This window comes from Sphingobacterium sp. 1.A.4 (assembly GCF_002734245.1).
Classification (GTDB): Bacteria; Bacteroidota; Bacteroidia; order Sphingobacteriales; family Sphingobacteriaceae; genus Sphingobacterium; species Sphingobacterium tenebrionis.
Map to the genome: position 1 here is coordinate 1 of NZ_PEAZ01000085.1, position 15,711 is coordinate 15,711.

11 protein-coding genes and 2 tRNA genes are annotated in these 15,711 nt (G+C 41.1%); 8 read left to right on the top strand and 5 right to left on the bottom strand.

Annotation, left to right across the window (positions count from 1 at the left end; all coding sequences use genetic code 11):
• Nucleotides 1-266, top strand: a 266-nt coding sequence (locus CRJ00_RS14210; protein ID WP_144038068.1) for a transposase, incomplete at its 5' end; no start/stop codon positions are given.
• Between the two features lie 313 nt (nucleotides 267-579).
• Here CRJ00_RS14210 and CRJ00_RS14215 read toward each other — a convergent pair.
• Both CRJ00_RS14215 and CRJ00_RS14220 read right to left on the bottom strand, forming a co-directional pair.
• Nucleotides 580-664, bottom strand: a tRNA-Leu gene (locus CRJ00_RS14215).
• Nucleotides 665-669: 5 nt separating this feature from the next.
• Nucleotides 670-742: transfer RNA gene (locus tag CRJ00_RS14220), tRNA-Gly, on the bottom strand.
• Nucleotides 743-912: 170 nt separating this feature from the next.
• Between CRJ00_RS14220 and CRJ00_RS14225 the strand changes: the two genes are divergently transcribed.
• The 4 genes from CRJ00_RS14225 (at nucleotide 913) to trxA (ending at nucleotide 8,697) form a co-directional block, all read left to right on the top strand.
• The gene (locus CRJ00_RS14225) at nucleotides 913-3,102 is read left to right on the top strand and encodes a glucoamylase family protein (protein ID WP_099367427.1); all 2,190 of its coding nucleotides are present in this window, start codon (nucleotides 913-915) and stop codon (nucleotides 3,100-3,102) included.
• 50 nt (nucleotides 3,103-3,152) lie between these two features.
• Entirely contained in the window at nucleotides 3,153-3,671 is a 519-nt protein-coding gene (locus tag CRJ00_RS14230; RefSeq protein ID WP_099367428.1) for an OmpA family protein, read from the top strand.
• 187 nt (nucleotides 3,672-3,858) lie between these two features.
• Nucleotides 3,859-8,280, top strand: coding sequence for a DNA polymerase III subunit alpha (dnaE, locus tag CRJ00_RS14235; RefSeq protein WP_099367429.1), 4,422 nt, complete (start codon nucleotides 3,859-3,861; stop codon nucleotides 8,278-8,280).
• A gap of 99 nt (nucleotides 8,281-8,379) precedes the next feature.
• Nucleotides 8,380-8,697 carry a thioredoxin gene (gene trxA / locus CRJ00_RS14240; RefSeq protein WP_099367430.1) on the top strand — a complete coding sequence of 106 codons (318 nt, stop codon included), beginning with the start codon at nucleotides 8,380-8,382 and terminating at the stop codon, nucleotides 8,695-8,697.
• Nucleotides 8,698-9,100: 403 nt separating this feature from the next.
• Here trxA and CRJ00_RS14245 read toward each other — a convergent pair whose 3' ends face one another.
• Both CRJ00_RS14245 and CRJ00_RS14250 read right to left on the bottom strand, forming a co-directional pair.
• Nucleotides 9,101-10,996, bottom strand: coding sequence for a TonB-dependent receptor plug domain-containing protein (locus CRJ00_RS14245; RefSeq protein ID WP_257213798.1), 1,896 nt, complete (start codon nucleotides 10,994-10,996; stop codon nucleotides 9,101-9,103).
• Nucleotides 10,997-11,012: 16 nt separating this feature from the next.
• Nucleotides 11,013-11,972: a zinc dependent phospholipase C family protein gene (locus CRJ00_RS14250; protein ID WP_099367431.1), complete on the bottom strand. Its 960-nt coding sequence runs from the start codon at nucleotides 11,970-11,972 to the stop codon at nucleotides 11,013-11,015.
• A gap of 111 nt (nucleotides 11,973-12,083) precedes the next feature.
• On the opposite strand from CRJ00_RS14250, the gene CRJ00_RS14255 reads away from it, so the two are divergent.
• Genes CRJ00_RS14255 through CRJ00_RS14265 form a run of 3 tightly spaced genes read left to right on the top strand, consistent with a single transcriptional unit; the run spans nucleotide 12,084 to nucleotide 14,683 of the window.
• On the top strand, nucleotides 12,084-13,073 hold the full coding sequence (locus CRJ00_RS14255; RefSeq protein WP_099367432.1) for a glycosyltransferase family protein: 990 nt from the start codon (nucleotides 12,084-12,086) through the stop codon (nucleotides 13,071-13,073).
• A 40-nt stretch (nucleotides 13,074-13,113) separates the two neighbouring features.
• Nucleotides 13,114-13,800, top strand: a complete 687-nt coding sequence (locus tag CRJ00_RS14260) for an FKBP-type peptidyl-prolyl cis-trans isomerase (protein WP_257213799.1) — start codon at nucleotides 13,114-13,116, stop codon at nucleotides 13,798-13,800.
• Nucleotides 13,778-14,683, top strand: a complete 906-nt coding sequence (locus CRJ00_RS14265; RefSeq protein ID WP_099367433.1) for an aldo/keto reductase — start codon at nucleotides 13,778-13,780, stop codon at nucleotides 14,681-14,683. The genes CRJ00_RS14260 and CRJ00_RS14265 overlap by 23 nt, the downstream gene beginning before the upstream one ends.
• Nucleotides 14,684-14,738: 55 nt before the next feature.
• Here CRJ00_RS14265 and kdsB read toward each other — a convergent pair whose 3' ends face one another.
• Complete coding sequence (kdsB, locus tag CRJ00_RS14270) at nucleotides 14,739-15,479, bottom strand: 3-deoxy-manno-octulosonate cytidylyltransferase (RefSeq protein ID WP_099367434.1); 741 nt, start codon at nucleotides 15,477-15,479, stop codon at nucleotides 14,739-14,741.
• Nucleotides 15,480-15,711 lie beyond the last annotated feature (232 nt).

The window sequence follows — 15,711 nt, forward strand, 5'->3', positions numbered from 1 at the left end:
TCAACAAATGCAGGGACAAAAAGATAGCTTTTACAAAGCTAGGTCTGTGGCACAATCAGGTTGAGAATGCGGGCATTGCTTCCTTTGAGAGCGTGGCAAGATCCATTGCAGCACATCACCAATATATACTACACTACTTCGATAACAGAAGCACCAATGCCTCGGCAGAATCTTTCAATGCAAAACTCAAAGCTTTTAGGAGTGTCTTTCGTGGCGTAAGGGACACAACATTCTTCCTGTACAGAGTGATGAAATTATATGCTTAAAAATCTTTACCCCCCAAACTTTCGGTATGATCCATATTAAGTATGCTAATCAAGGGGGTTCAGAATATAGCGAGTTAGTTTATCCTAACTATATGATCACAGAATATACCTATTTATGGAAGTTTGAATGGAAAAATGGGCGATTAAGGTTTGTTGATTTCATCGTCGCTGGGTAATTATGTGAAGATTGCTTCGTCGTGCCTCCTCGCAATGACGCATGATACCAGCAATGATTGATGCGCCATAGGTCTAAATACTAAATACTCACTACTTTATACTAAAAAAGCTCGTCAACCGACGAGCTTTTTTTCCGTACCTAGGGCGGGAATCGAACCCGCACTCCTTTAACAGGAACAGGATTTTAAGTCCTGCGTGTCTACCAGTTCCACCACCTAGGCAACTGAGCGAAAGACGAGATTCGAACTCGCGACCCCAACCTTGGCAAGGTTGTGCTCTACCAACTGAGCTACTTTCGCTTGAAGTGTTGCAAATATAGAGAGAATGTTGATACTTGAAAAATTATTCTTACCAAAAAATTGCAATGTGCTTTATATCTGCGTAATAATTTTATCACGAAGCCTTAAATAACCCAAAAAAGTGGCTTTTGGCACGAATTTTCTCTATTTTCGTATCATAATAGTTTAATATGCAACTTAGACTCTTTTTCTTTTTGATTTTATGTTGTTTTCTTACCAAATCCAAAGCCGAATCCTATACAGAAGTAGTTTTCGATAATAGTTTGGTGAAAGGAAGCTATGCTAGAAGTTATGTGGATTATTCCGGACAAAGCTGGGTAGAGAATGTACATCGGAACCTCCTGGTTTCTGATTCCCTCTATTTTACACCAGGAAATGCATTGTCCTTGCGGTATATCTCTTCGGAAGCTGGCGATTGGAATGTACTGATTCGATACAGTCGTCAGAAATTCCATTACCGGGTATCAGCGGAAGATGTTTTGAATCTGAAATTATTTGTCGGTTCTTCGGAAACCTCACAGAAGCAGTTGCCATCTATTTCCATCCAACAAGGACCCAATCAATCTATAAGTCTACCCTTAGGCGATTATATTGAAGATTATACGAATAATGCCTGGTTGAATGTTAAGATTCCGGTTAAGGATTTTGCCGGACTAAATATTGATAAGATCATTTCAGGGGTCATTTTCAGGCAGCAGCAAAGCAGTCCTGCTACCCATCAATTGTTCCTTGATCAGATTGAATTCCTACCGGCCAATTATTCAACGGCTCCCTTGACTTCTGCAGCAGTGCTATCTAAGGTCAATCCTCACGGTAAACATGTAGAATTACAATGGCAGGTGCCATTGACACCAAGTATCAGGTATGTGAAGATTTACCGATCGCTGGATAATAAGGAGTTCACCCCCGTAGCTATTCGACCAACGTATATGTTGAGGTATCTGGATTATGTGCCCACATTGGATAAAAAATATTATTATAAAATCGCTTGGGTAGATTATAATTACCGCGAATCGCCATTCTCGGATGTAAAGGAGGTGGAACCGAAAGCACTGAACGAGAACCAGTTTTTGGATTTGGTTCAATTGGCTCATATCAATTATTTCATTGAGAACTATGATGTGAATTCCGGGATGTATACACCATTCCGATTGAAGGATAAAGCTCCTGTTTCTGTAAAAGAAACCGGTGGTGCCTTATTGAGTTTAATGGTGGGCGTAGAGAAGGGATTTCTATCGAAGTCCATGTTCATCAACAGAACCAAGAAAATTGTTCAATTCTTGGATAAGGCACAGAATAATAAAGGATTTTATCCGGCGTTTTTCGATGGAAGAAAAGGATTGCCGGAATACCTGGATGGACAGGCAAAATACGATGTGGTAGCTACCACATCCATTATTGAGGCTTTATTGATTGTAAGGCAGTACCTCAAGGGCGATGCCGCAGAAGAAGCCGAATTGCGGACAGCCATCACAAAATTATGGGATAGGGTAGATTGGCGAGCTGCTGCATTGAGTACAGATCCACTTATATTAAGATCTTCTTTGGATATGGTGGAAGGGAATCTTCCACATGCACCTTTAACGGGATTGGGAGTTGGTTTGAATACCTATATGCTGGCAACGGCTTCCAAGAAACATAGTCTTCCTAATCAGGCATTTTCAAATTCCTTGGCCTATTCCTATAAACGGGTTGTGCCTGCAAGTCCATTGGATAATGCCAAGGGAATTCAGGATTCTTTAAGCAAAGATAGTTTGGCTAAAACGGATATGGATTTGGAAATAGTGGACAAGCCAGTGCTGGTGGATACCTTGATCAAAGTATCAGGCCTGAAGGATACTTCCATGTATGGTCTAGATGTCCCGTTTGGGCCAATAAATTCGAGTCTCCTGGAAATGTACAGACCATTTACCAGTATAAATCCTAACCTAGCTAAAGTTGGAGCATATGATTTGAAGGATATTGTAGGGAAATATGCGCTATTGGTTAAACGTAGGGACAATGAAATAGGTGTGGGGACTACCAATTCAGATATCTGGGGTTTCTATCAGCATTTTGATGCGGTGGGTAATTACCGGATCAATCCTGCTATATCGATAGCGAGCATATTTTTGGATCCTGTTAAAGCAAAACGTTCATTAAATGCTTTGTATACACTTTACGGGGAGACCCTATTCTCGGAATATGGCTTTCGGTCATGGATGGATCTGAAGAACGATGATGTTTCCGATGAATATTTGGCGTCGAACCAAGCCCATGTGGCGGTCATGTTGGAAAATGCCAGAACAGGATTGATCTGGAAGCTTTACCAAGGGATTCCAGAGATTCAATCTGCGGAGCAAAGAATATTTAAAAAATAAAATTTAACGAGGAAAACTTATATTTACGAAATTAATAATCTACAAAAAATATGAAGCGAATAAACTTTTTGTTTTTGATCATTTTAGCTAGTGTTACGCTGTTCTCTTGTAAACAACAATCCATGGTGGTAAATCCAGGAGCCGTTGTTTCCAAAGATGGTACCAACGATGGATTGAAAAATGTAAAACGTGAATTTGAAACGGCAACCGAAACCAATGAAGGGATAATGGTCTCTTTATCTTCCGATTTATTGTTCAGTACAAATTCATCTTATTTATCGGAGGCGGCTAAAAAAGAATTGAGCAAATTGGTGAAGGTGTTGAAAACGGATCAGGCAAAAGCTAAGATCCGTGTGGATGGACATACTGATGCCACCGGAGAAGCAAATTATAACCTTTGGTTATCGGATAAAAGAGCAGCTTCTGTTAAGACATTTTTAGTAGATGCCGGAATTGCAGAGTCTAGAATAGCTACTAGAGGTTTAGGGCTTACCAAACCTATTGCAGATAATAAGACACCCGATGGCCGTCAGAAAAACAGACGGGTAGAGGTGGTGATTTTGAAATAAGAAATTTCACTTAAGAAAAAAGAGCTCAATTGGTTATCAATTGAGCTCTTTCTTTAATGGATAATCTGGTCACAATCTGAAATAATAGATTAAAGCAATAAAGGTTGGCTATCTTGAATTCTTCTGACAGATTTGGCTCCAATCTTAAGGAATTATTAAGTATTTTTGTTAGTTCAGAGGGAAAACTATGTATATAATTTTTGATACGGAGACGACGGGATTGCCGAAGCGTTGGGATGCACCAATTACAGATACTGATAATTGGCCGCGTTGTATTCAGATTGCTTGGCAATTGCACGATGAAATGGGTAGGTTGGTAGAGCATCAAGATTATCTGATTAAACCGGATGGCTTTAATATCCCTTATGATTCGGAGAAAATACACGGTATCTCCACGGAATTGGCAACGCAGGAAGGAGTTCCTTTGCAGGAAGTCTTATTAAAATTCAATGAAGCCCTTTCAAAAGCAAAATTTATAGTAGGTCAGAACATCGGATTTGACCTGAACATCATGGGCGCTGAGTTTTATAGGTACCAAGTGGAAAGTCCCATGGGAAAGATGCGGATCTTGGATACCTGTACAGAAGTGACTGCCGATCTATTGAAATTACCAGGAGGACGTGGTGGTAAGTTCAAATTACCTACACTTACCGAACTACACAGTTATTTATTTGGTGTTCCATTTGCGGAAGCGCATAATGCAACCGCCGACGTGGAAGCAACAACCCGTTGTTTTTTCGAATTGGTGCGTCGCGAGGTGTATACAGTATCGGATCTACAGGTTGATACTGGATATTTTGTAGAGTTCAAAAGAGAACATCCTGCTGTTGTTGAATCAGTAGGATTAAAGCATATCAATCTAAAAGCAGCATCGGACGATATCCGTGCTCGCGAAAAGTCGGGTATTGCTTCGGTTACCATCGATCCGGAAACATTAAAACGATTTCAAGAGGCAAGTTTTGCCCATTTACATAACCATACCCAATTTTCTGTCCTTCAGTCTACCATTTCCATTGATGGTTTGGTGCAGGCGGCAGCAAAGCAAAAAATGCCAGCTGTAGCCATGACCGATCACGGGAATATGATGGGAGCCTTTCACTTTGTAAGTAAAGTGTTGGGTTATAATAAAGACCTGGAAGTAAAAAGGGAAGAAGCCTTGGCAAAAGGCGAGGACTTTACGGATCAAGCGATCAAACCGATCGTGGGTTGTGAGTTTTATATCTGTGATGACCGGAAAGATAAATCCCGCAAGGATAACGGTTACCAGGTAGTTTTTCTGGCCAAAAATAAAGAAGGCTATCATAACATGGCCAAGATGGCATCTATTGCCTATACTGAGGGTTTCTATTATGTGCCTCGGATTGATAAATCTGTTGTGGAACGATACAAAGAACATCTGATCGTTTTAACCGGTAACCTGAATGGTGAGGTACCTAGTAAGGTTTTGAATATTGGTGAAAGCCAAGCTGAAGAAGCCTTGATCTGGTGGAAGGAATTATTTGGCGAGGATCTGTATATAGAGATCATGCGCCATGGTCAGGAAGATGAGAACCGTGTGAATGCTACATTGATCGAACTGGCTAAAAGGCACCAGGTAAAAATGGTTGCTACCAACAATACCTATTATGTCAATAAAACGGATGCGCATGCCCATGATATCCTTTTATGTGTAAAGGATGGGGAGAAACTATCTACGCCTAAAGGTAGGGGTAGAGGTTTCCGATTCGGCATGCCGAACCAGGAATATTATTTCAAATCGGCGGAGGAAATGAAAAAGTCCTTTACCGATCTGCCCGATGCCATCATCAATATCCAGGAGATTTTGGATAAGATCGATACGTATTCACTTAATCGGGATGTACTGTTACCGAAGTTTGAGATTCCGGAGGAATTTCAACATGCAGAAGATGATGTGGATGGCGGAAAAAGAGGTGAAAATGCATTCCTTGCCCATTTAACCTATAAAGGGGCAGAAAAGCGATATGAGGAAATTACGGATGATATCCGCGAGCGTTTGGATTTTGAATTGGCGACCATCGAGAAAACCGGATATCCAGGTTATTTCTTGATCGTACAGGATTTCATTGCTGCGGCTCGAGATATGGGCGTTTCTGTGGGGCCAGGTCGTGGATCGGCAGCGGGTTCTGCCGTTGCTTATTGTTTAGGAATTACGAATATCGACCCCATCAAATATGATCTACTATTTGAGCGTTTCTTGAATCCTGACCGGGTATCCATGCCGGATATCGATATCGATTTTGATGATGAGGGGCGTGGTCGTGTTATGCAGTATGTAATCGATAAATACGGCGCTTCACAAGTGGCCCAGATCATTACTTATGGTACCATGGCGGCCAAATCATCCATTAAGGATACAGCAAGGGTGTTGGATCTGCCTTTGGCAGATGCCAATGAGATTGCCAAATTGATCCCCAACCTCAAACTGAGCAAGATTTTCAATATGGAGGATAAAGCCTTAAAGGAGGCTTTACGTTCAGAAGAATTGGAAGCGGTCAATAAGTTGAAGAATTTGGCTGATGGGGCTGGTCTTGAGGCGGAAACCATCAAACAAGCGCGTGTTTTGGAAGGATCCATGCGTAATACGGGGATTCATGCCTGTGGAGTTATTATTACGCCAGATGATATTACGAATTTTGTTCCGGTATCCTTGGCGAAGGACTCCGATCTGTATGTTACCCAATTTGATAACTCGGTGGTGGAAAGCGCCGGCTTATTGAAGATGGACTTTTTGGGGTTGAAAACCCTGACCTTGATTAAAGATACGGTCACCAACGTTAAATTACGCCACGATATTGAGCTGGATCCGGATCATTTCCCGATTGACGACGAAAAGACCTATGAGCTTTTCCAACGTGGAGAAACCATCGGTATCTTCCAGTATGAGTCTCCGGGGATGCAGAAATACATGAAGGAGCTGAAACCTACGGTATTTGCGGATTTGATTGCCATGAACGCCCTGTACCGTCCGGGACCGATGGAATACATTCCTTCCTTCGTTAAAAGGAAGCATGGAATTGAACCAATTGCCTATGACCTGGATGCATGTGAGGAATACCTGAGCGAAACGTATGGGATTACGGTTTACCAGGAGCAGGTAATGCTTCTTTCGCAGAAGTTGGCAGGATTCTCTAAAGGTGATGCCGACGTATTGCGTAAGGCGATGGGTAAGAAACAAAAGGCGGTATTGGATAAAATGAAGCCTAAGTTTGTGTCGCAGGCGGAAGCCAATGGGCACAATGCAAAGGTATTGGAGAAGATCTGGACCGACTGGGAAGCTTTTGCGAGTTATGCCTTCAACAAGTCGCACTCGACCTGTTATGCATGGATTGCCTATCAGACCGCTTATTTAAAAGCACATTATCCGGCTGAATATATGGCTGCGGTGCTTTCCAACAACATGAACGACATCAAGCAGGTCACTTTCTTCATGGAAGAATGTAGAAGGATGGGCTTGGTGGTATTGGGTCCGGATGTGAATGAATCGCATTATAAATTTACGGTAAACGAGGAGGGAGCTATTCGATTCGGGATGGGCGCTGTGAAAGGGGTTGGTGCAGGAGCAGTGGAGACCATCGTAGAGAGTAGAAGTTCTGGACCTTATAAATCGCTGTTTGATCTGGCGAAAAGGGTGGATCTGCGGATGATCAATAAAAAAGCCTTTGAGAGTTTAGCCTATGCAGGTGGATTTGATTCCTTTAAAGATACCCACCGGGCGCAATACTTTAGTTCGGATACGGATAACAGTACCGGAATTGAGAAGGCGATTAAATTTGCACATAAATTCAAGGAGAATGAAAACTCGGCGCAGGCCAGTCTTTTTGGGTCTGGCGGATCGGTGGAATTACCAGAACCTACTTTTTCTCCGGCTACTGCTTGGGGCTTGATCGAGAAGTTGAAATATGAAAAGGATGTGATCGGGATCTACCTGACCAGCCATCCATTGGATAACTATAAATTTGAGATCAAGCATTTCTGTGCGAATAAGGTGAGTGAATTGCAGATGATCAATAAAATGAAAGCTTCGGAGGTGGAGCCGGAGGTAGCTTTGGAGTTCAATAGGATCAAGAACAAGGAAGTGGTTGTTGGTGGGATTATCCAATCGGCGAATCATCGTGTGGCGAAATCTGGAAAACCTTTCGGATCTTTTGTTATTGAGGATTATTCGGATTCGTATGAGATCATGGTCTTTGGTGAAGATTATGTGAAATTCAAGGGATATCTACAGGAAGGATATTTTGTGCAGATCCGTGGACTGGTGCAGGAAAGATTTAAGCAGGTAGGAAACTGGGGATTTGAATTGAAGAACATCCAATTGCTTTCGGATCTTCGGGAAAAGATGGCGAAAACTTTTACCATTCAATTTCCATTGCACAAACTGGATTCGGAATTTATTACAGAATTGGAACGTTTGATAAATTGTTGCCACATTGAAGGGCAGGAGGCGAATTGTCAATTGAAGTTCAAAATCATGGATATGCAGGATGAACTGACGATTGAGATGCCGGTGAAAAAGCGTAAGATTTTTATTACGAATGAGTTTTTGGATGGTTTAGAGGAGTTAGAAGGGGTGAATTATAGATTAAATTGATAAGCTATAGAAATTTTATTAAGTGGAAACCTATAGCATAAGGTTGGGAATGATTATATTTGTATAAATACTATTGATAAATCAAATAAGCATAAAAGTATGGCATTAGAAATTACAGACAGCAACTTTGATGAAGTTGTATTAAAATCAGATAAACCAGTTTTAATTGATTTTTGGGCAGAATGGTGTGGTCCATGTCGTATGGTAGGTCCATTGGTTGACGAAATTGCTACAGAATACGAAGGTAAAGCAGTAGTTGGAAAAGTTAACGTGGATAACAACCCAGATATTTCTGTTCGTTACGGTATCCGTAATATCCCAGCGTTATTATATTTTAAAAACGGTGAGATTGTAGACAAACAAGTTGGAGCAGTTCCAAAATCTGTTCTTGCTGAGAAATTAGATAAACAATTGTAATCTTGTAAAGAATATAAGATTTATAAAAAGCTCAATTCGTAGGAATTGAGCTTTTTTTTGTTGGGAGGAGGTATGGAGGGCATTGGAAGTAGGTGTGTGGGGTGTGGGGTGTAGGTATGCGGCGTTGGAGGTAGGTATGCGGCGTTGGAGGTAGGTGGGCGCGTCATTGCGAGGAACGAAGCAATCTTTACTCATGTCATGCTGAGCGAAGTCGAAGCATCTACATATGGTACCCGTATAGATCCTTCGACGCTGCTCAGGATGACACTGAAAGGCTGCTCAGGATGACACTTAAAGGCTTATCAGGATGACACAAGGAGAAAGATTGCTTCGTCGTGCCTCCTCGCAATGACGCAGGTGGCGCAATGACGGGGAAACTTCCGCACGATGACGTAGGACAAAACTATCTAAACTTCAAATTATACTGTACCCCCAAAGTAACCCATCTACCCAATAACGGCACAGCTTCAATTTCCAGATACTCCTCATCAAAAATATTCTGAACATCCCCATACACTCTAAAATTATTTCTTTGATACCCAACCCTAAAATCAGAAACAAAATAAGGCGTTCCAGAAATTCGTTCCAAATACCTATTTGCTGTAGTAAACGACCATTCCTTAACCTCATAACTCAACGTTCCAACTAACTGATGTTTCAAACTTTTAATCCCGTATTTTAATATCTTATTCTCAGTCTTATTAATAATAGAAGGATCTAAATAATTATAATCCACCTGAAATCTCAAGGATTGATCACCTCCAAAAGGCTGCAAGAAACTAAAATTTACCAAAACCCCATGCACCTGGTTTTTCCCTAAATTCATCGCCTGATAAGGTACAGCGGTACTTTCTCTCGTCCAATCAATAAAATTATCAATATCCCGATAAAAATAACCCGCTTTGGCAGCAATCCTATCCTTATTAAATTTCAGCGTCAGATCATGCTGCCATGCATTTTCAGAAACCAGTTCAGGATTTCCAATATTCGCTGGCCTTTGGTTAAGATAAAGATCCGTAAAGGTTGGTATTCGTTGGCTCGACCCTGTACTTGCGGCAATCTGCCAATAATTACCGATCAAATAGCTCACATCAATCCCTGGAAAAACCTGCCAATCATAATCTGAATTATAATTAACATAAGCCCCCAAATTGATTAAGAAATTCTTAATATGACTTGTCCTAAATTCCGTATATGCCCCAAAATTCACACGTTCATGCTTCCCGATATTCGAACTGCTGATTTTCTCCTGGCGGGTTTCCAAACCTAGCCCAAGATCACCATAAGCACTTTTATAACTTGCGTTCAACTCCCCTGAAAGGGTATGGGTATAATGCTTAGACCGACCTTTGCTCAAGTCGTTTCGGTAATAACGGTAATCATCTTCATTATAGCGATGGCTAAACCTAGGACTGATAAACCACTTATTTCCAAGTTGATGCGTAGAAGCCAAACTATAATGAACGGTTTCCACATGTTCCTCCGATTCCTTATCACCTGGCGCTGCATAATAGCCATTGGCACCAAATTCATTATTAATATATCCAGCCATCATTTGAAGGGCATTTCGATCATTGAACTGGAATTGATTCTGATAGAAGATTTTTTCATTATCAGAAGCCGTATTATAACGTTGTCCATTAGAATTTTCCTTGGTCAGGTAAAGCTGATGTTGTTGTTTTTCGGTAGAAATTGTTCCACCTAGCTGAATACCTTTTCCCCAATATATCCCTTTCTTTCCTTCCTCTTCACGGTTTTCAAAGGAAGAACCCGCATAGGTATGGGCAAAGACGCTATGGCTATCCGCCTTTTTCGTAACGATATTAATTGCTCCTGTCAGTCCGTTAATTCCGAATATTCGAGAGGCAGGACCACGAAGGATCTCTATACGTTCGATAGCTTCCAATGGAACCGGAATATTCAACATATGATGACCAGTTTGTGGATCGGAGAACTTGATTCCGTTGACCAATAAAATGGTCTGATCAAAACTACCACCATCGATCCCAACATCAGCCTGGGTGCCGAAGGGTCCACGTTGCCTGATATCCACTCCAGCTGCATAACGAAGAACTTCGTTAATACTGGTACTGGGCAAGGATTGTATCTCTTTCTGACTAATGATCTGTATGTTTCGGCTCGATTGATTGACCGGTATCTGAAGTCTATTGCCTTGAATATGAACTTCCTGTAATTGGGTGCTGTCCGTTTGGGATTGCTGCGCTAATAATAGGGTTGGTACTGAACTTAAGATTAGTAATAGCTTGGAGGCGTATTTCATATAAAATAAATTTGCCAAAGGTATCGAAATATTTTTAATTGAAGCTTTCTGTTTTGTCTTTCTTCGTTTGAATAGGTAGGTCAGGTTGGCCAGCATCAATCCAAGCACTCCACCATAACGAACCTACTGCATGGATGGATTTCTGCATCCTCCGTTCCACCATGCCTTCCAATAATTCATGGTATAAATCTAAATAGGCATTGGAATAAGTGTGAAGAATACTGTTGCCTCTTGCTTGAAAGGATTTGTGATGGAGATCAGGTAGTCTATCTGCCGTAGTTTTTTCCAACAGCAACACAGAGTCCAAACGAGCATGGCTTTCCTTAATGGTTTGCCATGCAAAAGATGGAACATGATCTATATAACTTGCCGTACCTACCATAATGTTATAATGTTCAAAAAAATGCTCTGGAAGTCGCGATTCCCAAAGGGCATGAATACCTAATTGATTACTGAACTGTCCATTATAATTGCTGCTGGTATGCAAGGGAACATGTGCATCGGCTATGTAATGCCCAAGATCTGCAGCATGTTTAATAATGTTTTTGGTGTTTTTTTCCTGAAATGCATAGACCAGGTTCTGATAGGAGATTTCGATCTGCCAAGGGATCATGCCATGTTGGAGGAAATTAAAACGATCCTGTCTAGCCTTTAATTTATACCAGGGAACCATCAAGGTATCCAAGGATTGGTCTAATGAATCTTCATTATAGTATAAAGAATCCACATTAAGTTCAAATGAAACATCATTAGGCTGCCATCGATCCAAATCAATAAAATGTCTTTTCCCTTCTGCTTTATCGATATACACCCTTTTGTCCGCATTAATGGCGGAGGATGTTATGCGATAAATATGGCTTTTGAAAAAGGAATTTAACGGATGGGGAAGGGTATAGACTGCATTTTCATTAATTAATCTATGCGCAAAAAATCCCCACTTTGGTTTATCGGAAAATAAGAATAAAATAAAAAGGCTAATGAAAAGGGGTTTCATGTTGAATAACAAATGTTTAGGTTAAATTAAAGAAATAATTCATTGAATGTTAATATTTAAACGTTTACTTATTCATTGAATATTGTTAATTTGGGGTTCCAAAATATTTCGATGAAGATATTATATGCTGTTCAAGGAACTGGAAATGGGCACTTATGCCGAGCGATAGATATTATTCCATCCCTTCGAAAACATGCTGAAGTAGATGTACTGGTCAGCGGGATTCAAGCCGATATTATTCTGCCATTTGAAGTGAAATACCGGTACCATGGCCTGAGTTTCATATTTGGTAAAAGCGGGGGGGTAGACCTATGGCGTACGTTTATGAGTTCTACTGTCCGGAAGTTTGTAAAGGAGGTCAATTCGGTGCCAGTGGAGCAATATGATCTCGTGATCAATGATTTTGAACCGATCTCCGCATGGGCATGTTATTTTAAGGAGAAACCTTGTATTGGTTTGAGCCATCAGATTGGAGCTTTTGATCCGGCGAGTCCTAAACCAGAAGAAACGGATATGCTAGGCAAGTTCATCATGAAGAATTATGCTCCATCTACGCATTCCTATGGGTTCCATTTCAAAAGTTATGCGCAGCATATATTTACACCGGTTATTCGTAATTCTGTACGCGAATTGGACGCAGTAGACAATGGTCATTATACGGTCTATTTACCATCGTACGACGATGCCCATTTATTAAAGCATCTATCCCGTTTTCCAGATGTGAAATGGGAAGTCTATTCCAAGCATAACAAAAAGCCATTTCAATTAAAGAATGTGACCATCAACCCCATCAACAGTGATGCTTTTGTGAAGTCCATGGCGACTGCTTCGGGGATTTTATGTGGTGCAGGATTTGAAACTCCAGCAGAAGCATTGTATCTTCAGAAAAAATTACTGGTGATTCCGATGAAAAACCAATACGAGCAGCATCTGAATGCAGCCTCTTTGGAAGAGATTGGCGTTCCGGTAATTAAAAGTTTGAAAAAGAAATCGGAACTGGAAATTGAATCTTGGTTGAATGCCAAATCAAAAGTAAAGGTGGATTATCCGGACTGTACCGATGCAATCGTTGAAAACATATTAAACAATCATAAATCTTAATTTATTCAATCGTAAATCATAATTTACACAATCATACCTAATGAAAACATTTTTAATCAGTATATTTTTATTGGCGGGGATGAGTTTATCCCAAGCGCAGACCTTAAAAACGGCCAACGATTCCTTAGCCTATGCCTTAGGGCAGGATTTGGCGGGATATCTGAAGAGGATGGATCTTCCCGTGAATTCGCAGATTTTGACCAACGCTTTTAAAGATGTGTTGGATGGCAAGAAAATGCTATTCGATGATACACAAAAAGAAGAGGTCATCCAGAAAGGCATGCAACGTGTTTCTGAAGAAAAACAGGCAAAACTAAAAAAAGCAGGTGCTGATTTTTTGTTGCAGAATAAGAAAGTGGCAGGGGTTAAGGAAACAGCAGATGGTATACAATACCAAGTGATTACCGAAGGAAAGGGATTACAGCCGACATTAACCGATACGGTTGTGATTCATTATAAAGGATCTTTAATTGATGGAACCTCTTTTGATAGTTCCTATGATAGGGGCGAACCGATCACTATCCAATTGGAAGATATGATTGAAGGCTGGAAAAGAGGCGTTCCATTAATGAAAGCCGGATCGAAGTATAAGTTTTTTATCCCTTACCAATTCGGGTATGGCGAAAGAGCTTCTGGTCCGATTCCTGCCTATAGTACCTTAATTTTTGAAGTAGAATTGTTGGAAGTGAGAAAGGAGCCATTGAATGAAGTTAAACAAGCTTTATAAGGGAAATCTTCAGGTTTCTGAAATCGGATTGGGAGCAATGTCCTTTATGCAGGGGCATGAATCGACCAATGATCGGATTTTAGAACTAGCCTCGAGCTACGGGATCAATTACCTGGATACCTCGGACCTTTATGATAAGGGAAAGAATGAGGAGCTGATCGGAAGGTTGCTGCAAGGAAAACGTCAGGATTGGGTGTTGGCATCTAAAGTTGGTAACAAATGGCGATCGGATGGTTCCGGTTGGGATTGGGTTCCTTCTAAGAGACATATTCTTTCGGCTGTGGAGGAAAGCCTTGGCCGCTTGAAAACGGATTACCTCGATCTTTATCAACTGCATGGTGGAACTTTGGATGATCCATTTGATGAGATTATAGAGGCTTTTGAGCTGTTGAAGGAGCAAGGAAAAATAAAGGAATATGGAATTTCCTCCATTCGGCCAAACGTCTTTCTGAAATATGCGGAGAAGAGCCAGATTGTTTCCAACATGATGCAATACAGTCTGTTGGATAGGAGGCCAGAGGAATATTTTTCGAAGCTCAAGGAAGAAGGGATTTCTGTTTTTGCTAGAGGGACGGTTGCTCAGGGATTGATGTTGAACAAACCTGCGCAGAAATACCTCAGTATTCCGGTGCATCAGGTGTTGAAGATTCAGAAAGCGGTGGAGGAAACGGCAAAGGAATTGAATGTATCAGCTATGGCGCTGGCCTTGAAATATCCACTATTACATCAACCGGTTCTTTGTTCGGTGGTGGGAATTCGTACGAAAGCCCAAGCTCAGGAGCTGGGAAAAGCCATGGAGGAAATGGAGAAGCTAAGGCTATCGGATTATGATCAGATTATGGCCTTGCTTCCGGAAATCAAATATGCGGAGCATAGAAGATAGGGGAAGGTATTTGTTCTAATCAGTTAATCCAGCTAATCGGATCATTTAAAACCTGTTAACTAAAATATTTTTTAAGGATTACCTGAAGATCTTCAGGGGTATCAATAGATTCATTTAAATGGCTAGAAATAGCCGTTTTTATTTTGTACCCATTTTCGATCCATCGTAGTTGTTCTAAGGATTCTGCTGATTCTAGGGAAGAAAGGGGTAGTGCTGTTAAATCTTGTAGGATTTCGCTGCGATAGCCGTAGATACCGATATGGTTGTAATAATCCATCTGGTTCAACCAATCTTTCATTTCTTTTCCCCGGAAATAGGGAATGGGTTGACGGGAAAAATAGATAGCTTCCTGGTGCTTATTGATAACCACCTTTGGTTTATTGAAGTTTTGGAGGTCTTCGAGCTGTTCAATTTTTCTTATTAATGTGGCAATCTGGGTGTCATCCTGTTGGAAGCAGGATACAAGAAGGTCGATCTGGTTGGGATCTATGAAAGGTTCATCGCCTTGGATGTTAATGGCAACATCGAAACCAGCTGTTTTTTTAATGATTTCAGCGCATCGATCAGTTCCTGATTGATGGGTGTTGCTGGTCATCATGACATTTCCTGCAAAGCTTTGTACGTGGTCGAAGATTCGTTGGTCGTCGGTCGCGACGATGACTTCGTGTAGGGAGGATGCGTTTTTAGCTTGGTTATAGACACGTTGGATCATGGTCATTCCGGCAATGTCTATTAAAGGCTTGCCAGGGAAGCGGGTTGATTCGTAACGTGCTGGGATGATACCTATTACTTTCATGATTTTTTTGTTTTTACGTCATTGCGAGGAACGAAGCAATCTTATCGTCATTGCGAGAAGCTATACGTCATTGCGAGGAACGAAGCAATCTTATCGTCATTGCGAGAAGCTATACGTCATTGCGAGGAACGAAGCAATCTTTAGTCTTGTCATGCTGAGCGAAGTCGAAGCATCTACATTTGGTACCCGTACAGATCCTTCGACGCTGCTCAGGATGACAAAGACGCTGCTA